Annotated in this window: 19 protein-coding genes; 11 read left to right on the forward strand and 8 right to left on the reverse strand. The window is 64.9% G+C overall.

The features are described from left to right. Positions 1-179 precede the first annotated feature (179 nt). The 4 genes from bglX (at position 180) to L6D77_RS05870 (ending at position 7,273) form a co-directional block, all read left to right on the forward strand. Positions 180-2,471, forward strand: a complete 2,292-nt coding sequence (bglX, locus tag L6D77_RS05855; RefSeq protein ID WP_232882276.1) for a beta-glucosidase BglX — start codon at positions 180-182, stop codon at positions 2,469-2,471. A gap of 116 nt (positions 2,472-2,587) precedes the next feature. Next, positions 2,588-4,345 carry a sensor histidine kinase gene (locus tag L6D77_RS05860; protein ID WP_232882275.1) on the forward strand — a complete coding sequence of 586 codons (1,758 nt, stop codon included), beginning with the start codon at positions 2,588-2,590 and terminating at the stop codon, positions 4,343-4,345. Then, positions 4,339-5,673 (forward strand): sigma-54-dependent transcriptional regulator, encoded by a 1,335-nt coding sequence (locus L6D77_RS05865; RefSeq protein ID WP_232882274.1) that lies wholly within the window; start codon positions 4,339-4,341, stop codon positions 5,671-5,673. The genes L6D77_RS05860 and L6D77_RS05865 overlap by 7 nt, the downstream gene beginning before the upstream one ends. Before the next feature lie 280 nt (positions 5,674-5,953). Beyond that, positions 5,954-7,273: an MFS transporter gene (locus L6D77_RS05870; RefSeq protein ID WP_232882273.1), complete on the forward strand. Its 1,320-nt coding sequence runs from the start codon at positions 5,954-5,956 to the stop codon at positions 7,271-7,273. A 115-nt stretch (positions 7,274-7,388) separates the two neighbouring features. Here the strand turns inward: L6D77_RS05870 and L6D77_RS05875 are convergent, their stop codons facing one another. Continuing rightward, positions 7,389-8,141, reverse strand: coding sequence for a COG4705 family protein (locus L6D77_RS05875; RefSeq protein WP_125462784.1), 753 nt, complete (start codon positions 8,139-8,141; stop codon positions 7,389-7,391). 341 nt (positions 8,142-8,482) lie between these two features. Here L6D77_RS05875 and L6D77_RS05880 point away from each other — a divergent pair, with 341 nt between their 5' ends. Next, positions 8,483-8,887, forward strand: a complete 405-nt coding sequence (locus L6D77_RS05880) for a heme utilization protein (RefSeq protein ID WP_232882272.1) — start codon at positions 8,483-8,485, stop codon at positions 8,885-8,887. Between the two features lie 118 nt (positions 8,888-9,005). Beyond that, positions 9,006-9,611 (forward strand): flavin reductase family protein, encoded by a 606-nt coding sequence (locus tag L6D77_RS05885; RefSeq protein ID WP_232882271.1) that lies wholly within the window; start codon positions 9,006-9,008, stop codon positions 9,609-9,611. Here L6D77_RS05885 and L6D77_RS05890 read toward each other — a convergent pair whose 3' ends face one another. Both L6D77_RS05890 and L6D77_RS05895 read right to left on the reverse strand, forming a co-directional pair. After that, positions 9,612-9,845, reverse strand: a complete 234-nt coding sequence (locus tag L6D77_RS05890; protein ID WP_232882270.1) for a hypothetical protein — start codon at positions 9,843-9,845, stop codon at positions 9,612-9,614. It abuts the gene before it with no gap. 304 nt (positions 9,846-10,149) lie between these two features. Beyond that, complete coding sequence (locus L6D77_RS05895) at positions 10,150-10,443, reverse strand: antibiotic biosynthesis monooxygenase family protein (RefSeq protein ID WP_232882269.1); 294 nt, start codon at positions 10,441-10,443, stop codon at positions 10,150-10,152. Between the two features lie 198 nt (positions 10,444-10,641). Here L6D77_RS05895 and L6D77_RS05900 point away from each other — a divergent pair, with 198 nt between their 5' ends. Continuing rightward, on the forward strand, positions 10,642-11,562 hold the full coding sequence (locus tag L6D77_RS05900) for an AraC family transcriptional regulator (protein WP_232882268.1): 921 nt from the start codon (positions 10,642-10,644) through the stop codon (positions 11,560-11,562). Positions 11,563-11,765: 203 nt separating this feature from the next. Here the strand turns inward: L6D77_RS05900 and L6D77_RS05905 are convergent, their stop codons facing one another. Continuing rightward, positions 11,766-13,403 (reverse strand): 5-guanidino-2-oxopentanoate decarboxylase, encoded by a 1,638-nt coding sequence (locus L6D77_RS05905; RefSeq protein WP_232882267.1) that lies wholly within the window; start codon positions 13,401-13,403, stop codon positions 11,766-11,768. A gap of 112 nt (positions 13,404-13,515) precedes the next feature. Between L6D77_RS05905 and L6D77_RS05910 the strand changes: the two genes are divergently transcribed. Continuing rightward, the gene (locus tag L6D77_RS05910; RefSeq protein ID WP_232882266.1) at positions 13,516-14,391 is read left to right on the forward strand and encodes a LysR substrate-binding domain-containing protein; all 876 of its coding nucleotides are present in this window, start codon (positions 13,516-13,518) and stop codon (positions 14,389-14,391) included. Positions 14,392-14,552: 161 nt separating this feature from the next. On the opposite strand, the gene L6D77_RS05915 is transcribed toward L6D77_RS05910, so the two are convergent. After that, positions 14,553-15,167: an NAD(P)-dependent oxidoreductase gene (locus L6D77_RS05915; RefSeq protein ID WP_232882265.1), complete on the reverse strand. Its 615-nt coding sequence runs from the start codon at positions 15,165-15,167 to the stop codon at positions 14,553-14,555. A gap of 28 nt (positions 15,168-15,195) precedes the next feature. After that, positions 15,196-16,071, reverse strand: a complete 876-nt coding sequence (locus L6D77_RS05920) for an MBL fold metallo-hydrolase (RefSeq protein WP_232882264.1) — start codon at positions 16,069-16,071, stop codon at positions 15,196-15,198. Between the two features lie 104 nt (positions 16,072-16,175). Here L6D77_RS05920 and L6D77_RS05925 point away from each other — a divergent pair, with 104 nt between their 5' ends. Both L6D77_RS05925 and L6D77_RS05930 read left to right on the forward strand, forming a co-directional pair. After that, positions 16,176-17,087 carry a LysR family transcriptional regulator gene (locus tag L6D77_RS05925; RefSeq protein ID WP_232882263.1) on the forward strand — a complete coding sequence of 304 codons (912 nt, stop codon included), beginning with the start codon at positions 16,176-16,178 and terminating at the stop codon, positions 17,085-17,087. Between the two features lie 211 nt (positions 17,088-17,298). Then, positions 17,299-17,472, forward strand: coding sequence for a hypothetical protein (locus tag L6D77_RS05930; protein ID WP_189654521.1), 174 nt, complete (start codon positions 17,299-17,301; stop codon positions 17,470-17,472). Between the two features lie 21 nt (positions 17,473-17,493). Here the strand turns inward: L6D77_RS05930 and L6D77_RS05935 are convergent, their stop codons facing one another. Next, entirely contained in the window at positions 17,494-18,363 is an 870-nt protein-coding gene (locus L6D77_RS05935) for an isocitrate lyase/PEP mutase family protein (protein WP_110993744.1), read from the reverse strand. A gap of 357 nt (positions 18,364-18,720) precedes the next feature. Here L6D77_RS05935 and L6D77_RS05940 point away from each other — a divergent pair, with 357 nt between their 5' ends. Beyond that, positions 18,721-20,172, forward strand: coding sequence for an MDR family MFS transporter (locus L6D77_RS05940; RefSeq protein WP_232882262.1), 1,452 nt, complete (start codon positions 18,721-18,723; stop codon positions 20,170-20,172). Positions 20,173-20,344: 172 nt separating this feature from the next. On the opposite strand, the gene L6D77_RS05945 is transcribed toward L6D77_RS05940, so the two are convergent. Then, entirely contained in the window at positions 20,345-20,977 is a 633-nt protein-coding gene (locus L6D77_RS05945; RefSeq protein WP_232882261.1) for a TetR family transcriptional regulator, read from the reverse strand. Between the last annotated feature and the right edge of the window lie 152 nt (positions 20,978-21,129).

Genomic DNA, 21,129 nt, shown 5'->3' on the forward strand with positions numbered 1-21,129 from the left:
TTATCGTTGTTATCCCGGCATCGGGGTGGCGAGAGTGTATCTCAACAAGCGCTTCATATAAGGCATAATCCGCGGCTGCGTCGGATCATGGACGAATGATCCAGAAAATCGCCAGCGGGCTCCAGAACAACAGGCGTACGAAACCTCTCGGCCAACCGCCCTACTCAACAACGGAATTGATGATGAAACTGTCTTTGCTGGGCCTGGCCATGGGCCTTGCCAGTCAGGCGGCCTTTGCCGCCCCCCCCGCCCCGCCCCTGCAAGACAAGCAGGCATTCATCGACCATCTGGTCAGCCAGATGACCGAGGCCGAAAAGATCGGCCAGCTGCGCCTGATCAGCATCGGCCCCGAGATGCCCCACGAGAAGATCCGCGAAGAGATTGCCGCCGGGCGCATCGGCGGCACCTTCAACTCGCGCACCGCCCCCGAGAACCGACCGATGCAGGACGCCGCCATGCGCAGCCGCCTGAAGATCCCGATGTTCTTCGCCTACGACACCATCCATGGCGAGCGCACCATCTTCCCGATCGGCCTGGGCCTGGCCGCCTCCTGGGACATGGACGCCATCGCCAAGGTCGGCCGCACCTCGGCCATCGAGGCCGCCGCCGACTCGCTGGACATGACCTTCGCACCGATGGTCGACATCGCCCGCGACCCGCGCTGGGGCCGTACCAGTGAAGGCTTCGGCGAAGACACCTACCTCACCTCGCGGATCGGCCAGGTGATGGTCAAGTCGTTCCAGGGCAAGAGCCCGGCCGAGCCCGACAGCATCATGGCCATCGTCAAGCACTTCGCCCTGTATGGCGCGGTGGAAGGCGGGCGCGACTACAACACGGTCGATATGAGCCTGCCGAAGATGTACAACGAATACCTGCCGCCCTACCGCGCCGCGCTGGACGCCGGTGCCGGCGGGGTGATGGTGGCGCTGAACTCGATCAACGGTGTGCCGGCCACCTCCAACACCTGGCTGATGAACGACCTGCTGCGCAAGGAGTGGGGCTTCAAGGGCGTGACCATCAGCGACCACGGCGCCATCCAGGAACTGATCCGCCATGGCGTGGCCCGCGACGGTCGCGAAGCGGCCAAGCTGGCGATCAAGGCCGGCATCGACATGAGCATGAACGACACCCTGTACGGCGAAGAGCTGCCAGGCCTGCTCAAGTCCGGCGAAGTGAGCCAGGGCGAGCTGAACCAGGCGGTGCGCGAAGTGCTGGGCGCCAAGTACGACATGGGCCTGTTCAAGGACCCGTACGTGCGCATGGGCAAGCCTGAGACCGACCTAGCCGACTACTACGCCGAGAACCGCCTGCACCGCGACGCCGCCCGTGACGTGGCACGCCGCAGCCTGGTGCTGCTGGAGAACCGCGAGCAGACCTTGCCGCTGAAAAAGGCCGGCACCATCGCCCTGGTCGGCCCACTGGCCGACGCCCCCATCGACATGATGGGCAGCTGGGCCGCCGACGGTAAGCCACAGCACTCGGTCACCGTACGCGAAGGCCTGCGCCGCGCCGTCGAGGGCAAGGCCAAGCTGGTCTACGCCAAAGGCTCGAACGTGACCGGCGACAAGGCCATGTTCGACTACCTCAACTTCCTCAACTTCGATGCCCCGGAGATCGTCAACGACCTGCGCCCGGCCGCCGTGCTGATCGACGAAGCGGTCAAGGCCGCCCAGCAGGCCGACGTGGTGGTGGCCGTGGTCGGTGAATCCCGTGGCATGTCCCACGAATCATCGAGCCGCACCACCCTGGAAATCCCGGCGGTACAACGCGACCTGATCAAGGCGCTCAAGGCCACCGGCAAGCCCCTGGTGCTGGTGCTGATGAACGGCCGCCCGCTGTCGATCGCCTGGGAGCGCGAGCAGGCCGACGCGATCCTCGAAACCTGGTTCAGCGGCACCGAGGGCGGCAACGCCATCGCCGACGTGCTGTTCGGCGACTACAACCCGTCGGGCCGCCTGGCCATTACCTTCCCGCGCTCGGTCGGGCAGATCCCGATGTACTACAACCACCTGCGCATCGGCCGCCCGTTCACCCCAGGCAAGCCGGGCAACTACACCTCGCAATACTTCGAGGAGCCCAACGGCCCGCTGTACCCGTTCGGCTACGGCCTGAGCTACACCAGCTTCGACCTGACCGACCTGACCCTGTCGCGCACCGAGCTCAAGCGCGGCGAAACCCTCAAGGCCAAGATCACGGTGAAAAACACCGGCAAGCGTGACGGCGAGACCGTGGTGCAGCTGTACCTGCAGGACCAGAGCGCGTCGATGAGCCGCCCGGTGAAAGAGCTGAAGAACTTCCAGAAACTGATGCTCAAGGCCGGTGAAGCCCGCACCGTGACCTTCGACATCAGTGAAGAAGACCTGAAGTTCTACAATGGCCAACTGCAGCGGGTGGCCGAGCCTGGCCAGTTCAATGTGCAGATCGGCCTGGACTCGCAGGATGTGCAGCAGCAGAGCTTCGAGCTGCTGTAACACCTGAGCCGGCCTCTTCGCGGGTAAACCCGCTCCCACAGGATCCTCTGTACCTGTGGGAGCCGGTTTACCCGCGAAAAGGCCGGACCTGACAACCGAAATCCCGGATCCGCCCCATGCCCTCTTCCTTCCGCGCCCTGCGTCTGGGGCTGATCATCCTGCTGATCCTGGTCGGCACCGGCCTCAGCGCCGGCTGGGCCATGCACCAGGCCAAGCGCGAGGCGATGCAGGCCGACGCGCAGCGGGCCAGCCAGCAGCTGGGCCTGTACGCCAACACCTTGCACACCCTGATCGAACGCTACCGCGCCCTGCCCGCCGTACTGGCGTTGGACCCGGAGCTGGTAGCCGCCCTGCGCGGCCCAGTCACCGAGCAGGTGCAGGACACCCTGAACCGCAAGCTCGAACGCATCAACGGCGCCGCCAATTCCTCCACCCTGGAGCTGCTCGACCGTACCGGCCTGGCCATCGCGGCCAGCAACTGGCGCCTGCCGACCACCTATGTCGGCTCCAACTACGGCTTTCGCCCCTATTTCAAACAAACCCGCAGCCAGGGCAGCGGCCGCTTCTACGCGGTCGGTGTGACCAGCGGGGTGCCGGGTTATTTCCTGGCCAGCGCGGTCAACGACGAGCATGGCCGCTTCCTCGGCGCCATGGTGGTCAAGCTGGAGTTCCCCGAACTTGAACGCGAGTGGCGCCAGGGCAGCGATATCCTGCTGGTCAGCGACGCCCGCGGCATCACCTTCATCGCCAACCAGGACGGCTGGCGCTACCGCGAACTGCAGCCGCTGAGCGGCGCCGACCGCGCCGAACTGGCCGAAACCCGCCAGTACGACAAACAGCCGCTGGTGCCCCTGCAACACCAGGCCCTGACCCGCTTCGCCGACAACAGCCACCTGACCCGCGTGCAAGGCCCCGACGGCGCCGCCGAATACCTGTGGGAGCGCCTGCCACTGGAAGCCGAAGGCTGGACCCTGCACCTGCTGCGCAAGCCGCAGGTCGCCGAGGACGGCCGTAACGCCGCCCTGGCCGCCGCCGCGATCTGGCTGACCCTGGTGTTCGCCGCGCTGTTCGTCAGCCAGCGCCTGCGCCTGGCCCGCCTGCGCCAGCGCAGCCGCGAAGAGCTCAAGCGCCAGGTCGAGGAGCGCACCCGCGAACTGCGCACCGCCCAGGAAGGCCTGGTGCAATCGGCCAAGCTGGCGGCGCTGGGGCAGATGTCCGCCGCCCTGGCCCACGAGATCAACCAGCCCCTGACCACCCAGCGCATGCAGCTGGAAACCCTGCGCCTGCTGCTCGACCATGGCCGTTACGACCAGGCGCGCCAGGCCCTGGAGCCGCTGGAGCAGATGCTCACGCGCATGGCCGCGCTCACCGGCCACCTGAAGACCTTCGCCCGCAATAGCCCCGGTGGGCTGCGCGAGCGCCTGGACCTGGCCACGGTGGTCGACCAGGCGCTGCACCTGCTCGATGCGCGCATCCACGCCGAAGCGGTCGACGTGGCGCTGTACCTGGCCCGCCCGGCCTGGGTGCGCGGCGATGCGATCCGCCTGGAGCAGGTGCTGATCAATCTGCTGCGCAATGCCCTCGACGCCATGGCCGACAAGCGCTACAAACGCCTGGAGATCCGCATCGAACTCGACGATGGCCAGTGGCGCCTGAGCGTACTCGACTCCGGTGGCGGCATTGAGCCTGCCGACCTGGCCAAGGTGTTCGACCCGTTCTTCACCACCAAGCCGGTGGGTGAAGGGTTGGGCCTGGGCCTGGCGATTTCCTACGGCATCGTGGTCGATGCCGGCGGCTGCCTGCAGGTCGAGAACCTGCCGGGCGGCGCGCGTTTCAGCCTGACGCTTCCCCGTGACCTGGAGCCGGTATGTTGAATTCAGTGATCGTCGTCGATGACGAAGCCAGTATCCGCAGCGCCGTGGAACAGTGGCTGAGCCTCTCGGGCTTCAGCGTGCAACTGTTCGCCCGTGGCGAGGACTGCCTGGCGCAGCTGCCGCGCAACTTCCCCGGGGTGATCCTCAGCGACGTGCGCATGCCGGGGCTTTCCGGCATGCAACTGCTCGAACGGCTGCAGCAGGATGACCCCGACCTGCCGGTGATCCTGCTCACCGGCCACGGCGATGTGCCCATGGCGGTTGAGGCCATGCGCAACGGCGCCTACGACTTCCTGGAAAAACCCTTCACCCCGCAACACCTGCTGGGCAGCCTCGGCCGCGCCCTGGAAAAGCGCCAGCTGGTGCTGGAGAACCGGCGCCTGCACGAACAGGCCGACCTCAAGGCGCAACTGGAAAGCAGCCTGCTCGGCATGTCCCAAGGGCTGCAACAGCTGCGCCGGCAGGTGCTGGACCTGGCCAGCCTGCCGGTGAACGTGCTGATCCGTGGCGAGACCGGCAGCGGCAAGGAGCGGGTGGCGCGCTGCCTGCACGATTTCGGCCCGCGCGCAGACAAGCCCTTCGTCGCGCTCAATTGCGCGGCGATCCCCGAAACCCTGTTCGAGGCCGAGCTGTTCGGCCATGAGAGCGGCGCGTTCACCGGCGCCCAGGGCAAACGCATCGGCAAGCTGGAATACGCCAACGGCGGCACCGTGTTCCTCGACGAAATCGAAAGCATGCCACTGGCCCAGCAGGCCAAGCTGCTGCGGGTGATCCAGGAGCAGAAACTTGAGCGCCTGGGCGCCAACCAGAGCATCGCCGTCGACTTGCGCATCATTGCCGCGACCAAGCCGGACCTGCTTGAAGAGGCCCGCGCCGGGCGCTTTCGCGAAGACCTGGCGTACCGCCTCAACGTTGCCGAGCTGCGCCTGGCGCCCTTGCGCGAGCGGCGTGAAGACATCCCGCTGCTGTTCGAACACTTCGCCCGCACCGCCGCCGAACGCCTGGGCCGCCATGCCCCACCGGTCAGTGGAGGACGCTTGGCGCAACTGCTGGCCCACGACTGGCCGGGCAATGTGCGTGAGCTGGCCAATGCCGCCGAGCGTCATGCCCTGGGGCTGGATTCGCCGAACCTTGAGAGCCTGCCAGGCGGGCAGTCGCTGGGCGAGCAGATGGAGGCCTTCGAAGCCCAGTGCCTGCGTGCGGCGCTGCGCCAGCACAAGGGCGAGATCAAGGGGGTGATGGAGGCCCTGCAACTGCCGCGGCGTACGCTGAACGAGAAGATGCAGCGGCATGGGCTGGTGCGTGAGGACTTTCTCGGTAGCGAATGAGCGGATTTCCGCTTATTGAATCAGGGGAATGAGCGGAAGTTCGCTTATTGCCTGTTGGATCGTCGGGGCTGCTTTGCAGCCCATCGCGGCACACGGCCGCTCCTACAGGGATCGCGGGAGCCCAGGCACGGCAAGGCCTGTAGGAGCGGCCTTGTGCCGCGACGGGGCGCAAGGCGCCCCCAAATGGATCACCCCGCACCCATTTGGCACAGCTCCTGCAAAACCCTTCTCAAGCTGCGCCCCGAGCGCGCTCCACAAAAACAACGAGAAGGTATCCCTGATGGATAACGCCAGCACCCTGCCCACCGGGGCGGCCGCCGCGCCTGCCGCGGAAAAAACCACCGCCAGCCGCCTCAAATCGATCTTCAGTGGTTCCATCGGCAACATGGTCGAATGGTACGACTGGTACGTCTACGCCGCGTTCTCGCTGTATTTCGCCAAAGCCTTCTTCCCCGCCGGCGACACTACCGCGCAACTGCTCAACACCGCCGCGATCTTCGCCGTGGGCTTTTTGATGCGCCCGATCGGCGGCTGGCTGATGGGTATCTACGCCGACCGCAAAGGCCGCAAGGCCGCGCTGATGGCCTCGGTACTGCTGATGTGCGCCGGCTCCCTGGTCATCGCCCTCACCCCTGGTTACGAAACCATCGGCGTTGCCGCGCCGGTCCTGCTGGTGGTCGCGCGCCTGATGCAAGGCCTGTCGGTGGGCGGTGAATACGGCACCTCGGCCACCTACCTGAGCGAGATGGCCAGCAAGGAACGCCGTGGCTTCTTCTCCAGCTTCCAGTACGTGACCCTGATTTCCGGCCAGCTCATCGCCCTGGCGGTGCTGATCATCCTGCAACAGACGCTCACCACCGAGCAGCTGTATGCCTGGGGCTGGCGCGTACCCTTCGTGATCGGCGCGCTGTGCGCGGTGGTTGCCCTGTACCTGCGCCGCGGCATGGAAGAGACCGCCTCTTTCACCAAGAAAGAGAAGTCCAAGGAAAGCCTGATGCGCACCCTGATGCGCCACCCCAAAGAGCTGATGACCGTGGTCGGCCTGACCATGGGCGGCACCCTGGCCTTCTACACCTACACCACCTACATGCAGAAGTACCTGGTCAACACCGTGGGCATGAGCATCAGCGACTCGACCACCATCTCGGCGGCCACGCTGTTCCTGTTCATGTGCCTGCAGCCAATCATCGGCGGGCTGTCCGACAAGATCGGCCGTCGCCCGATCCTGATCGCCTTCGGCGTGCTCGGCACCCTGTTCACCGTGCCGATCCTCAGCACCCTGCACACCGTGCAGACCTGGTGGGGCGCGTTCTTCCTGATCATGGCCGCGCTGATCATCGTCAGCGGCTACACCTCGATCAACGCCGTGGTCAAAGCCGAGCTGTTCCCCACCGAAATCCGCGCCCTGGGCGTCGGCCTGCCGTACGCGCTGACCGTGTCGATCTTCGGCGGTACTGCCGAGTACGTGGCCCTGTGGTTCAAGAGCAACGGCATGGAAACCGGCTTCTACTGGTACGTCACCGGCTGCATCGCCTGCTCGCTGCTGGTATACGCGACCATGAAGGACACCAAGCAGCATTCGCGGATCACCACTGACTGATCAGCGGCACTGCAATGAACAAGGGGCGCTCCGGATAACAGGGCGCCCCTTTTTATTGGGTGTGAGCCGAATAGCAGACGTAGTCGGCTCACTAAATGAGCCGAATACGTATCACTCAGGACATCTCCATCGCCCGCTGTGGCTCACGACGCTGGTAGTACGTAGCCGCCAGCACCAACACCAGCAACACCCCACCCAGCACCATCGACGAACCCACAGTGCCGAAGTCCAGCCCGCCTTTCTCGTGGGTCTTGGTCAGCACATCGCCCAGGGTCGCACCGAATGGGCGGGTGAGCACGAAGGCGATCCAGAACAGCACCACGCCGGAAATCTTTGTCCAGTAGCGGGCAGCCGCCACCACGGCGATTGCCGAGCCGATCAACAGCGCACCGCCGGCAAAGCCCAACCCCGAATCATCGGCCAGGTAGTCGCCCAGCGCAGTGCCGAGGGTGTTGGAGAACAGGATCGCCACCCAGTAGAACAGCTCGCCGCTGCGGTTCTTGATGCGGGTCACATCCAGTGGGTTGCCGCTCAGGCGCCACACCGCGAAGGTCAGCAGCAGGATGCCGATCAGCAGCGCCGAGCCTGTTGCATAACCCAGCCCCAGGGTGCGGTCCATGAAGTCGGACATGGTGGTACCGGCAGTGCTGGTGGAGAGGATCACCAGCCAATAGAGCATCGGGTTGTAGCGGCGCGAGTAGAGCTGGGTGACCAGGGTCAGCAGGAACACGCTGATCAACAGCAGCGAGCTCATTGCATAACCGATGTTCAGGGTCATGGACAGCAAGTCGCCGGCCGTCTCGCCGAGTGTGGTTGCGCAGATCTTCATGACCCAGAAGGCCAGGGTGATTTGCGGGAGTTTGTTCATTGTTGTGCCGCTCCAGGTTTTGAGTGCGGCGATGGTGAATAGCGATGCCTGAAAAATCGGTTGGAGTTGTATGAAAAAAGTGTTGTTCGCGTAGGACGAACACTCGTGACCTGTTAATTCGGCATTAATTCCTACCCGCCATGCTGGGCCGACTGAAAAAGCCGCACCGTTCGCATGGCCTGACAAGGCCAGGTACTGCGTTCTGCGCGAGACAAGCACGCCCATAACAATCGATTTAATCGATTATTTAGCGTTATTTTTTGCGCTTTTTAATCAATTTAATAGGCGTAGCATTGAACCCATAGAAACAAACAACCCACTGATCCACCGGAGCAACGACCATGAAAAGCAAATTGATCCTCGCCCTGACCCTCTCGGTTCTGACCACTGGCGCTTTCGCCGAAGACGGTTTCGACCGTACCAGCGCCCACACTTTCGCCGCCGCCCAGAGCCAGTCGGCCAGCTACGCAGAAGATGGTTCTGATCGCACCGGTGGCCAACGCTTCGCCGAAGACGGCTTCGACCGCACCAATGGCCAACGCTTCGCCGAAGACGGCTTCGACCGCACCAACGGCCAACGCTTCGCCGAAGACGGTTTCGACCGCACCAATGGCCAACGCTTCGCCGAAGACGGCTTCGATCGCACCAACGGCCAGCGCTTCGCCGAAGACGGCTTCGACCGTACCAACGGCCAACGCTTCGCCGAAGACGGCTTCGACCGCACCAACGGCCACCGCATCAGCTGATCACTGATGCGTGCAACCAGCCCGGCTTCGGCCGGGCTTGATCATTTTCAGCCAGGCAAAGCCTTGGCACACTAGGCGCCTCGTTCCCAACCAGGAAGGGCCTCGCGGCCTTGCGCAGATGTACTACTACGAACCCGCCAAAGGCCACGGCCTGCCCCACGACCCGTTCAACGCCATCGTCGGCCCCCGGCCCATCGGCTGGATCTCCAGCCACGACCGCGAAGGCCGCCTTAACCTGGCGCCCTACAGCTTCTTCAACGCCTTCAACTACATCCCGCCGATCATCGGTTTCTGCAGCGTCGGGCGCAAAGACAGCCTGAACAACATCGAGCAGACCGGCGAATTCGTCTGGAACCTGGCTACCCGGCCATTGGCCGAACAAATGAATCAGAGCTGCGCCGCCGTGGCGGCGGAGGTCGACGAGTTCGTCCTCAGCGGCCTCACGCCAGCTGCCTCGAACCTGGTCAAGGTGCCACGAGTGGGCGAGAGCCCGGTGAGTTTCGAATGCAAGGTGAGCCAGATCGTCCAGCTCAAGCGGGCCGACCAGGAACTGGTGCCCAGCTGGCTGATCCTGGGTGAAGTGGTGGCCGTGCACATTGCCGAACACCTGCTCAAGGACGGCATCTACGACACCGCCGCTGCCGAGCCGATCCTGCGTGGTGGTGGCCCGGCGGACTACTTCGCACTGGGCGAGCTGTTCAAGATGAGCCGCCCGCAGGTCTGATCAGAAGATCAGCTGGCCTTCCTCGTCGACGCCTTGCAGGCGTTCGAGTTCGGCGCACGCGGCATCGTCGGCAGCGAGGGCGGACTTGAACACCTGGCCGTCGAGGACCTTGTGAAAGCGCGGCGCGCCGCCCATGTTCAGGGCCTTCACGGCGATCGCCGCGTTGTAGCCGCCGCCTTCCACCGGGACCATCGCCGAAACTGCTTCGAAGTGAGGGAATTCTTTACGTGCCATGCTGCTCTGCGCCTGAGTGATCGAGGGGCGGCATTGTACACCTGACAAGGTTGCCTGTTCCGGCCTCATCGCCGGCAAGCCGGCTCCCACAGTGGGTTCGTGCGGTCAGTGTGGGAGCGACTGTCTTGCGCAGTTCCTCTGTAGGAGCGGCCTTGTGCCGCGAAAGGGCCGCGAAGCGGCCCCGCGAGCTATGTGGCGCCGCCACTCTCGGAGGGCTGCTGCGCAGCCCTTTCGCGGCACGAGGCCGCTCCTACAGGGGCAAGCGAGCCCATGATGTGGGCTTCGCGGCGATAGGGCCGCAAGATCAGGCAAAGGTATGCAGGTCCAGGCTGCTGACCACTTGCGCCTGCACCAGTTCGCCAAACAGGTTCAGCGTCGGCGAAGCGAAGTAGCCACTCATCGCCTGCTGGTCGCACCAACTGCCGCTGAGCAGCCACAGGTCGGCATCGACTTGCGAGCGTTGCACACTGAACGCCAGGCAACCCGGCGCACGCCGCGTAGGCTCTAGCAGGTCGCGCAGGCGTACACCGAGTTCCGCGGAACGACCGTTGCTGGCGCGGATGAACGCCAAATGGGTGACCGGTTGCTGAAGGGTCATGAACGATCTCCTTGAAGCCAGGGGCGAGAAACAGGCTGCCAAGGTTAGGGGCCACCCCTCGCGCGACGTTAGGCCATTACTGCCGGCCGATTGCCTGATCCTGCAACGCTGCAGGATCAGGCAATCGATCTGCAGCATCCGACTAGCGCCCGGCATTGCCCAAACCTATGCTGCGTCGGTCAGCAGAGGAAACCCGCCATGACCACTCCCCCGCCCCTCGAACCCTCCCTGGAACAGCAGCGCCAGGAGCTGGCCGGGCTGATCCTGCGCCATGCCGGCGAACCCCATGGCCCGGCCTCGCCCATCGAAGACCTCTACCTCACCTGCTACCGCGAGGACATTCGCGGCATGCCCGCCCTGGCCCAGCCGGCCCTGTGCGTCCTGGCACAGGGCAGCAAGACCCTGATCCTGGGCGATGAACACTATGCGTACGATCCACTGAACTACATGGTGGTGTCGGTGACCCTGCCGATCAGCGGCGCGCTGCTCAAGGCCAGCCCGGAACACCCGGCCCTGGGCCTGCGGCTGGACATCGACCCGGCGCAGATCAGCCAGCTGATTGCCGAAAGCAGCCCGATGGTGGTGCCCAACCTGCCGTCCGGTCGCGGCCTGTTCGTCGAGAAAAGCGACCCGCAACTGCTGGATGCCCTGCTGCGCCTGATTCGCCTGCTGGATACGCCGCGCGATATCCCGATCCTCGCGCCGTTGATCCGCCGCGAGATTCTTTACCGCCTGCTGCGCGGGCCGCAGGGCCACCGTCTGTACGAGATCGCCCTGTCCAACAGCCAGACCCACCGTGTGTGCCAGGCAATCAACTGGCTCAACCAGCATTACCAGCAACCGCTGCGCATCGAGGACCTGGCGCGTGAGGTGAACCTCAGCACCTCGACCCTGCATCACCGCTTCAAGGCGGTGACGTCGATGAGCCCGTTGCAGTACCAGAAGCAGTTGCGCCTGCAAGAGGCGCGGCGGCTGATGCTCAATGACGGGCTGGAGGCGGCGGTGGCGGGGTATCGGGTGGGGTATGAGAGCCCGTCGCAGTTCAGCCGTGAGTACAGCCGGTTGTACGGCGCCCCGCCGATCAGAGATGTGGCGCGGTTGCGTGCCAGTGCGGGATGAAGCGGCGAACCGCGGCTTACACAGGATGGCACATGGCTTGATGTAGATGCGGTCGAGGTGGGAGCAACTGTCTTGTGTGACTTTTTCTGGCCTCATCGCCGGCAAGCCGGCTCCCACAGGACTTGCGCACGGCTTGAGGTCTGCGCGATCAGGGTGGGAGCCGGCTTGCCGGCGAATCGGGGGCAAAGCCCCCGCAGCCATAGTCAGCCTTGCACCGCTTGCTGCCATTGCCCCTGATCCACCTGGATCAGCGTCGGCCCCCGGCGCTCAACCGCCCGACCCAGCGCCGCCTGCAACTGCGCGACATCACCCACGTTCTCAGCCTCGGCCCCCAACGCCCGTGCCACACCGACGAAGTCCGGCGTATGAATATCCACGCCCACCGGTTCGATATCCCGGTTGACCATGTACTTCTTGATTTCCTCATACCCCTGGTTGTTCCACAGCAGCACGATCAGCGGCACCTGCGCCTCCACCGCACTGGCCAGTTCCGGCAGGGTGAACTGCAGGCCGCCGTCACCAATCAGGCACACCGCCGGCGCACGCTTGGCGGGCACTTCAGCGCTGCCCAGCCAGGCGCCCATGGCGGCAGGCAAGGCATAGCCAAGGGTGCCGTAGCCGGTCGACGCATTGAACCAGCGGCGTGGATGGGCCATGTCCAGGGTCAGGTTGCCGGTGTACACCGGCTGGGTCGAATCGCCGACCAGGATGGCGTTGGGCAGCGTTTCCAGGATGCCGGTCAGCAGGCGCGTCTGGCTCAGGGTCACCGGGTCCCAGGTTGCCGCATTGTCCTGGCGCAGACGCCCGGCACGCGCGGCACCCCACGCGCTGTCGCGGGGTGGCTGCGGTTGCGTTTGCAGGGCAGCAAGCAGCGCCTCGGCGGCCTGCTCGGCATCGGCCACCAGGGCCAGCTCGGGCAGGTAGTTGCGCACTGTCTGGTCCGGGTCGATATCGATGCGCAGCACGCTGCCGGGGATCTCGAAGCCGCCCTTGAAGGTCACGTCGTAATCGGTCTCGGCCAGCTCGGTGCCGATGGCCAGCACCACATCGGCCTCGGCTACCAGCGCGCGGGTGGCCGGCAGCGTCTGGGTCGAACCGATCTGCAAGGGGTGGTTCGCCGGCAGCAGCCCTTTGGCATTGATGGTCAGCGCCACCGGCGCCTGCAGGTGCTCGGCCAGGCGGGCCAGCGCCGTGCCAGCGGCCAGCGCACCGCCCCCGGCAAGAATCAATGGCCGGCGCGCCTTGGCCAGGCGCTCGGCCATCTGCCGTACCGCCTGCGGTGCAGCGCCCGCGCGGCTGGTGCGCACGGGGCGTGCCGACAACAGGTGATCGGCCGGCTCCACCAGCACGTCCAGCGGGATCTCGATATGCACCGGGCGTGGCCGGGCGCCGTCGAACACGGCAAAGGCACGGGCCAGCACCTGGGGCAGGTCATCGGCGCTCATCAGCGTCTGCGAGAAGGCCGCCACGCCCGCGACCAGGGCGGACTGGTTGGGCAGCTCATGCAACTTGCCGCGCCCGCCGCCGAGCTGGCTGCGCGACTGCACGCTGGAGATCACCAGCATGGGGATCGAGTCGGCATAGGCCTGGCCCATCGCGGTGGTGATATTGGTCATGCCTGGGCCGGTGATGATGAAGCACACCCCCGGCTTGCCCCGTGTGCGCGAGTAGCCGTCGGCCATGAACCCAGCGCCCTGCTCGTGGCGCGGGGTGATGTGGCGGATGGAAGACGCCGCCAGGCCACGATACAACTCGACGGTATGCACACCAGGAATACCGAAGACATGGTCGACGCCATAGTCTTCGAGGAGTTTGACCAGTACTTCGCCGCAGGTTGCCATGTTCGAATACCCGAATCTTGTTGAAATCGGTGTTCATGGAACCAATCCGCAGCTACCGCCACAATGCAAAAAAACACATACTAGCCATGACTTCACATCATGGCTTACCACGATGAAACGGCTACCGCCCCTGCCCGCCCTGCACACCTTCCTGGTGACCGCCCAACACTGCAATTTCACCCGTGCGGCGCAGCAGCTGCATATCACCCAGGGTGCGGTCAGCCGGCAGATCGCCGGGCTCGAGGAGCACCTGGGTTACCCGTTGTTCCAGCGCCAGGCCCGTGGCCTGGCCCTGACCCGCGAAGGGCAGGACTGGCTGCCCCGGGTGCAGCAGATCTTCGCCCTGGTGGAGCAAGGCGTGCGCGAGGTCGGCGGGCGCAGCAGCACGCTGCAGCTCAAGGCGCCGACCTGCGTGATGCGCTGGCTGTTGCCACGGCTGATGGAATGGCAGGCCTTGCGCCCGGACGTGCCGGTGGAGCTGACCACCACGGTGCAGCACGGGGTGGACTTCCGCCATGAAGGCTTCGATGCGGCCGTGGTGTATGGCGCCGCGCCCAACCATGGGCTGCAGGTGCGCAAGCTGTTCGATGAACAACTCACGCCGGTCTGCGCGCCCTCGCTGCTGAGTGGGCCATTGCCGTTGCAGCAGTTGCAGGACCTGACGCGGCACATGCTGCTGCACCCCTCGCGGGACGAGCATGACTGGCGGCTGTGGTTGCAGGCGGCGGGCGCCGGGTTCGAGCCGCAAGGGCCGAAGCAACATTTCGAGACGCTGGACATGGCAATGGCCATGGCTTCGCAGGGGACTGGGATCGCCATCGGCGATTGGGCGTTGATCGGCGATGACCTGCGCAGCGGGCGGTTGTGCATGCCGTTCGGGCTGAAAGTGACGACCGGGAAAGGGTATTACCTGGTGAGCCCGTCGAAGACCATGGCGGCGGGATTGGTCGAGTTGCTGGAGTGGTTGCAGGAGCGTGCCCGTCACTAGACCGCTGGGCGCGCGTTGCGCCCCGCTGTCACGGTCAGGATCATCAGCCTTGTGTTAATGACTCTGGCCTCATCGCCGGCAAGCCGGCTCCCACAGGTACAGCGCTGGCCTGAAGATGGCGCGATCGATGTGGGAGCCGGCTTGCCGGCGATGCAGGCGACTCAGTAGCCGACGGTGAACCGCACCCGTGAGTGCGCCGGCTTCTCCAGCTCATCGATCATCGCGATCGCATAGTCGGCGAAGGTGATCCAGCTCTTGCCCTCGGCGCCGATCAACAGGTGATCCTTGCCCAGCTTGTACTGCCCGCTGCGCTCGCCTTCAACGAACTCCGCCGACGGCGACAGGAAAGTCCAGTCCAGCGCCTGTTCCTGGCGCAGCGCGTCGAGGAAACGCACGCCGCCATTGGCCTCGGCCTTGTAGGCCTCCGGGAAATCCGGGCTGTCGATCACCCGCTGCCCGGACGGCAGCAGCAGGCTGCCGGCCCCCCCCACCACCAGCAGGCGCTTCACACCAGCGTGCTTGACCGGCCCGATGACAGCCTGGGGCTCAAGGGTCGAGAAATGCGCTGCGCTCAGCACCGCGTCACAGCCGCTGACCGCCGCCTGCAGGGCGGCGCTGTCCTTGGCGTCCAGCGCCTTGACGGTGACACCTTCACGGCCTTGCAGCTTCGACGGATCACGGGCGATGGCGACCACGCTGTGGCCACGGCGCAGGGCCTCTTCCAGCAGTTGGCTGCCGGCACGCCCGGTGGCGCCGATGATTGCGATCTTGCTCATGGAAAACACTCCAACAGGTTGAATGGGATTACCACTTCATCTCGCCCTTGGCGACCTTGGCGCCCAGTTCCAGGGAGCTTTCGTCGGCCAGGTTCGGGTAGCGCTTTTTCATCGCCGCGATCAGTGCGTCGGCGTTGCCGGCCTTGGCAGTTTCGGTATCGAAGTCACGAATGTAGTTGGCGGTGAAGCGCACGGCCTCCAGTGAACGGCTGCTGTCGCCCAGGAAGTGCCCGGGGACCACGGTGCGCGGCGCCAGTTGCTCGATCCTGGCCAGGGTATCCAGCCAGTCGGCGTGGGATTGCGCGGTCTGGGTGTCGGCCATCCATACATGGATGTGCTCGGACACCACCACGCCACCTACCACGGCCTTGATCGAAGGGATCCAGACAAAGCTGCGGTCCGGCTGCGGGCCGTCCAGGCCGACGACTTCCAGCGCCTGGCCTTCGAGCTTCAGCTGATTGCCGTCGAGCACTTGGGGCACGACCAACTTGCTTGGCTTATCGGCGCCCATTTGCGGGCCCCAGTAGGCGAGCTTGGCGTCCATGGTCTTGCGGATATGGGCAACGGTGGCGGCCGACGCGACCACGCGGGCCTTGGGGAACGCCTGGGTGAGCGTGTCCAGGCCGAAGTAGTAGTCCGGGTCGCCGTGGCTGATGTAGATGGTCGTCAGCTGCTTGCCACTTTTGCGCAGGCGCTCGACCACCTGTTCGGCCTGACCCTTGCCGAACTGCGCATCGACCAGGATCGCGTCGTGTTCGCCACTGACGATCACCGAACTGACCGGGAAAATGGCATCGTGGCCGGGGTTGTAGACATCGAGCTTGAGCGGGTCGGCAGCCATGGCCTGGCCAGCGAGGGTGACACAGGCCAGCAGCAGGCTGCGCAGGGGCGTGAACAGTGACATGGGTGCTTCCTGATGAGTGAGTCGATGGAGCACAGCTTAGTTGCCCGATTCATTACAAAAAATGCGATGCTGCGACATAGTTCATTTCTAAAATCGGGCAAATCATGGACCGTCTGAACGCCATGCGCGTGTTCGTCACCGTCGTCGACCTGGGCAGCCAGTCGGCGGCGGCGGATCACCTGGAGCTTTCCCGGCCAGTGGTGTCGCGCTACCTGGCGGAGCTGGAGGACTGGGTCGGCGCACGGCTGATGCAGCGCACCACACGCAAACTCAGCCTGACTGCTGCCGGCCAGGAAACACTGCCGCGCTGCCGGCAACTGCTGGAACTGGCCGGCGACCTGCAGCACGCCGTGCGCCAGCCCGATGATGCCCCGCGCGGCGAATTGCGCATCAGCGTCAGCACCTCGTTCGGCCAGGCCCAGTTGGTGGATGCGCTGGCGGCGTACGTCAAGCGCTACCCCGGGGTGAAGGTGGAACTGCAGATGCTCGATCGCACCGTCAACCTGGTGGACGAACGCATCGACCTGGCGATCCGCACCAGCAACGACGTCGACCCCAACCTGATTGCCCGGCGCCTGAGCGTGTGCCGCTCGGTGGTCTGCGCCAGCCCCGCGTACCTGCGCGAGCATGGCACCCCCGCGCGGGTGGAGGAACTGAGCAGGCACAACTGCCTGACCCATGCCTACTTCGGCCATAGCCTGTGGCATTTCGAGGTGGACGGGCAGAGTGTCGCCGTGCCGGTGCAGGGCAATATCAGCGCCAACGAGGCCATGACCCTGCAGAAGGCCGCGCTGGCCAGCGCCGGCATCGCCATGCTGCCCACCTACCAGGCGGCCAGTGCGCTGCGCAGTGGCGAACTGGTGCGGCTGTTGCCCGAGGCACGGCCACGGGAGCTGAACCTCAATGCCGTGTATACGTCGCGCAAGCACATGCCGGCGACCTTGCGCAGCATGCTGGACTTTCTGGTGGAGCGGTTTGGCGATGAGCCGGAGTGGGATCGGGGGTTGGGGCTTTAGGGGTAACGGCTTTCAACACTTGTCCACTTTCTTGAACTTTGCGCGAAACCTGTAGGAGCGGCCTTGCCGGGGCGCCGGACCGGCAAGGCCGCTCCTACAGAGAACTCGCCAAGCCAACGATGGGCTCGGCCGGCGATGAGGACAGTACGAATGCTCGGAGCGGAACTATGCTTACCGTTATCACCTGTTACAGCAACAGGAGGTAAGCACCATGAGTATCAAGTCCAGGCGTTGCGCGCTGGTCTTCGCCCTTGCCGCCGTCGTGGGGCTGTACGGTTCGGCCTGCTGGCGGGTCGAGCTGCTGCGCAGCCAACCCAACACCGCGGCCAGTTGCGCGCAGGAACACTGTGTGCCCCACACCGCAACCTTGAGTGCCGTCAGGTAAAGCGACGGCGCTGGGCGCCGGTCACTCCTCGACGCTCATGTATTCCTTGGCCCAACGGATGTAGTCCTCCGGCTGGGTGTAGGTGTGCGACAACTCGGTGGCGTTGAGGCTGTCCGACTTGTGCTGCTGGCCACGCTGCAGGCGCAGGCAGTCGTAGGTGGCCTTGATCGCGGCGAAGTAGGCGGCGTGGCCGTCGACCACGATGCGCACACCCAAGCGTGCCAGGCGCTCGTCGTCACGCAGGTTCGGATTGCCGTAGGTGACCAGCATCAGCGGCACGTTCAAGTGCTCGGCGATCTGCTCCAGTTGCTCGAAGTCCTTCACCCCCACCATGCAGATGCCATCGGCACCGGCCTTCTGGTAGCTCTGGGTGCGCACGATGATTTCTTCGGTGCTCAGCACCCCGGCGTTGGTGCGGGCGATGATCGCCATGGCCGAGTCGACACGGGCTTCCAGCGCGGCGCGGATCTTGCCGACGCCCTCCTCCACCGGAATCAGGTCAGTGGACTTGCGGCCGAACTGGGCCGGCAGCAGGGTGTCCTCGATGGTCAGGGCGGCAACCCCGGCACGCTCCAGTTCGATCACCGTGCGCATGACGTTGAGGGCGTTGCCGTAGCCATGGTCGGCATCGGCGAGCACCGGCAATTGGGCAACGCGGCCAATGCGGGTGGCCTGTTCGACGAACTCGCTGAGGGTGATCAGGGCAAAGTCCGGCGCGGCCAGTACCTGCAACGAGGCGACCGAGCCGCCGAGGATGCCGACTTCAAAGCCAAGGTCGGCGGCGATGCGCGCGGACATGGGGTCGAAGACCGAAGCGGTGTGATAGCACGAACCTGAAGCGAGCAGTTCGCGGAAGGCAAAACGCAGATCGTGGTGGGAAGCCTTGGGCATGATCACTCCGCTTGTAATAAGAAATGTTGAACGGCTGACAACCGACCCCTGTATCGGGTCTACCTGACTGATCCAACCGTCGCCATCGGGGCGGCCATGCTCGTCATGCAGGCAGAGGAATAAAAGGTGTGGAAATACAGCAACGCGAAACCCTGTGGCAAAACGCTGCACCATGCTGGTGCAGGCCCCGGATTTCAGCCTCTGCGGCCCTTGCACGATATCACGCAGCCATGCAGCACTGGATGAATGCGCCAATGCCGATCTTGCATAGGGGATGCACAGAGTACATAGGAAGCTACTCAACTCAGGTTACAATCAGGCCACTCCGAATGAGCCGATCGAAACCAGGTAGCCACCGTGACCGCCGCCCTGCCCCCTACCGTTCTGCGCAGCGTACTGACCGCCCTGATGCTGGCGATCTTCCTTGGCGCCCTCGACCAGACCATCGTCGCCGTGTCGCTGCCGGCGATCTCTGCCCAGTTCAACGATGTCGGCCTGCTGGCCTGGGTCATCTCCGGCTACATGGTGGCCATGACCATCGCCGTGCCGATCTACGGCAAGCTTGGCGACCTGTATGGCCGGCGACGCATGATCCTCACCGGCACCGCGCTGTTCACCCTCGCCTCGATCGCCTGCGGGCTGGCCCAGGACATGCCGCAACTGGTGCTGGCGCGGGTACTGCAGGGCATCGGCGCCGGCGGCATGGTGTCGGTAAGCCAGGCGATCATCGGCGACTTCGTGCCGCCGCGCGAACGCGGCCGCTACCAGGGTTATTTCAGCAGCATGTACGCCCTGGCCAGTGTCGCCGGGCCGGTGTTGGGCGGCTGGCTGACCGAGTACCTGTCGTGGCGCTGGGTGTTCTGGATCAACCTGCCGCTGGGGCTGGTGGCGCTGTGGGCGATCCACCGCGCCCTCGACGGTTTGTCGGTAAAACGCCGCGAGGTGCAGGTGGACTACCTTGGCGCGGTGTTGATGATCATTGGCCTTGGCAGCCTGCTGCTGGGCATCACCCTGGTCGGCCAGGGGCATGCCTGGGAGTCGACGCCGGTGCTGGTGCTGCTGGGTTGCGCGCTGCTCGGGCTGCTGGTGTTCGTCGCTCACGAGCGGCGTTGCCGCGAACCGCTGCTGCCGATGAAGCTGTTCGGCAACCGGGTCGCGGTGCTGTGCTGGTGCGTGATCTTCTTTGCCAGCTTCCAGTCCATTTCGCTGACCATGCTTATGCCCTTGCGCTTCCAGGGCATCACCGGGGCCGGCGCCGACAGCGCCGCATTGCACCTGCTGCCGCTGGCCATGGGGCTGCCGATCGGCGCGTTCACCGGGGGGCGCATGACCAGCCGTACCGGGCGCTTCAAGCCACAGATCCTGACCGGCGCGCTGCTGATGCCGGTCGCCATCGCCGCCATGGCGCTGACGCCACCGCAATCGGGCTGGCTGAGTGCACTGTTCATGCTGCTGACCGGGATCGCCTGCGGGTTGCAGTTCCCCACCTCGCTGGTGGGCACGCAGAGTGCGGTGGAGGCGAAGGACATCGGCGTGGCCACCAGCACCACCAACCTGTTCCGTTCGCTGGGTGGGGCGATGGGGGTGGCGTGCATGTCCAGCCTGCTGCTGGCGTTGCTGCACCAAGGGGGCTTCGAGCTGCTGGGCAACCCGTTGCTGGGTAGCCTCAAGGCAGGCGAGGCGGCCCCTGAGACCCAGGCGCGGTTGCTGGAAACGTTCAGGAATCTGTTGCTGGCCAGCGCCGGGGCTTCGTTGCTTGGGTTGCTGGCGGCACTGGCGTTGCCGGACAGGCAGCTGCGCGGGCGGTGAGATCGCCGGAGGCGCTTCGCGCACCTTTCGCGGCGCGAGGCCGCTCCTACCTGGGAATCACGAGCTCTGTAGGAGCGCCCTCGTGCCGCGAAAGGGCGGCGCAGCGGCCCCGGTTGTTAATCCCCCGTTAATGCCGAGGGGCCAACACTCCCTCACAATCCTTCACAAAGTGTCATTTGCGCAGGCTTGGGCTCAAGCGCAGCATATCCAGCCCGGTGTCCACCCACTTTTCCGCATCGCGCAGCAAGTCGAAACTGTCCGGCAGCAGCAACCAGCGCCCAATCAGGCCATCAACGTAGGCAAACATCGCCACGGCAGCACGTTCACAATCGAGGTCGGCAGGCAATTGCCCGCGTCGCACGGCGTTGGTCAGGGTCAGGGCAATGCCCACGTGGCAATCGAGTACCGCGCTCTGCCGTTGCTGGCGAATCTCACACATGTCGTCGGTGAACTCGCACTTGTGGTGCAGGATTTCATTGATACGCCGGGTTCGGGCATCCAGCACCAGCTGGTTGAACACTTGCAGTAACAATTTGCGCATACAGCCCAGGGGGTCGAGTTCATCCTCGCTCTCACTGGCCCGGGCCAGGTGATCGTGGGTTTCGTGCAGACAGTCGAGCAGCGCCTGGACCAGGTCGGCCTTGTTGCTGAAATGCCAGTAGATCGCGCCACGGGTTACCCCCGCGATCTCAGCGATATCGGCCAGTGTGGTTCGCGCAACCCCGCGCTTGTAGAAGGCCTTTTCCGCCGCTTCGATAATCTGGGCGCGGGTTTCCTGGGCTTCTTCTTTGGTTCGACGGACCATGGCAGCACAACCTCTTCAGGCCCCGCACGCACGTCTGGCGGGCGGGAATCAGGCCGGGGTCGCCTCTTCAGGGGCCGTTCCCGGGGTATTTGAGCGGTTCGCGGTGGGGGCACAGAGTCCACCGGCGGTATTTACAAACAAGCATGAATGTA

The sequence above is a fragment of the Pseudomonas parasichuanensis genome, from assembly GCF_021601385.1.
Lineage (GTDB): Bacteria > Pseudomonadota > Gammaproteobacteria > Pseudomonadales > Pseudomonadaceae > Aquipseudomonas > Aquipseudomonas parasichuanensis.

Bases quoted from the DNA above. Each gene is read 5' to 3' on its own strand.
- bglX (WP_232882276.1), top strand. From the start codon at position 180: ATGATGAAACTGTCTTTGCTGGGCCTGGCCATGGGCCTTGCCAGTCAG.
- L6D77_RS05860 (WP_232882275.1), top strand. From the start codon at position 2,588: ATGCCCTCTTCCTTCCGCGCCCTGCGTCTGGGGCTGATCATCCTGCTG.
- L6D77_RS05865 (WP_232882274.1), top strand. From the start codon at position 4,339: ATGTTGAATTCAGTGATCGTCGTCGATGACGAAGCCAGTATCCGCAGC.
- L6D77_RS05870 (WP_232882273.1), top strand. From the start codon at position 5,954: ATGGATAACGCCAGCACCCTGCCCACCGGGGCGGCCGCCGCGCCTGCC.
- L6D77_RS05875 (WP_125462784.1), bottom strand. From the start codon at position 8,141: ATGAACAAACTCCCGCAAATCACCCTGGCCTTCTGGGTCATGAAGATC.
- L6D77_RS05880 (WP_232882272.1), top strand. From the start codon at position 8,483: ATGAAAAGCAAATTGATCCTCGCCCTGACCCTCTCGGTTCTGACCACT.
- L6D77_RS05885 (WP_232882271.1), top strand. From the start codon at position 9,006: ATGTACTACTACGAACCCGCCAAAGGCCACGGCCTGCCCCACGACCCG.
- L6D77_RS05890 (WP_232882270.1), bottom strand. From the start codon at position 9,845: ATGGCACGTAAAGAATTCCCTCACTTCGAAGCAGTTTCGGCGATGGTC.
- L6D77_RS05895 (WP_232882269.1), bottom strand. From the start codon at position 10,443: ATGACCCTTCAGCAACCGGTCACCCATTTGGCGTTCATCCGCGCCAGC.
- L6D77_RS05900 (WP_232882268.1), top strand. From the start codon at position 10,642: ATGACCACTCCCCCGCCCCTCGAACCCTCCCTGGAACAGCAGCGCCAG.
- L6D77_RS05905 (WP_232882267.1), bottom strand. From the start codon at position 13,403: ATGGCAACCTGCGGCGAAGTACTGGTCAAACTCCTCGAAGACTATGGC.
- L6D77_RS05910 (WP_232882266.1), top strand. From the start codon at position 13,516: ATGAAACGGCTACCGCCCCTGCCCGCCCTGCACACCTTCCTGGTGACC.
- L6D77_RS05915 (WP_232882265.1), bottom strand. From the start codon at position 15,167: ATGAGCAAGATCGCAATCATCGGCGCCACCGGGCGTGCCGGCAGCCAA.
- L6D77_RS05920 (WP_232882264.1), bottom strand. From the start codon at position 16,071: ATGTCACTGTTCACGCCCCTGCGCAGCCTGCTGCTGGCCTGTGTCACC.
- L6D77_RS05925 (WP_232882263.1), top strand. From the start codon at position 16,176: ATGGACCGTCTGAACGCCATGCGCGTGTTCGTCACCGTCGTCGACCTG.
- L6D77_RS05930 (WP_189654521.1), top strand. From the start codon at position 17,299: ATGAGTATCAAGTCCAGGCGTTGCGCGCTGGTCTTCGCCCTTGCCGCC.
- L6D77_RS05935 (WP_110993744.1), bottom strand. From the start codon at position 18,363: ATGCCCAAGGCTTCCCACCACGATCTGCGTTTTGCCTTCCGCGAACTG.
- L6D77_RS05945 (WP_232882261.1), bottom strand. From the start codon at position 20,977: ATGGTCCGTCGAACCAAAGAAGAAGCCCAGGAAACCCGCGCCCAGATT.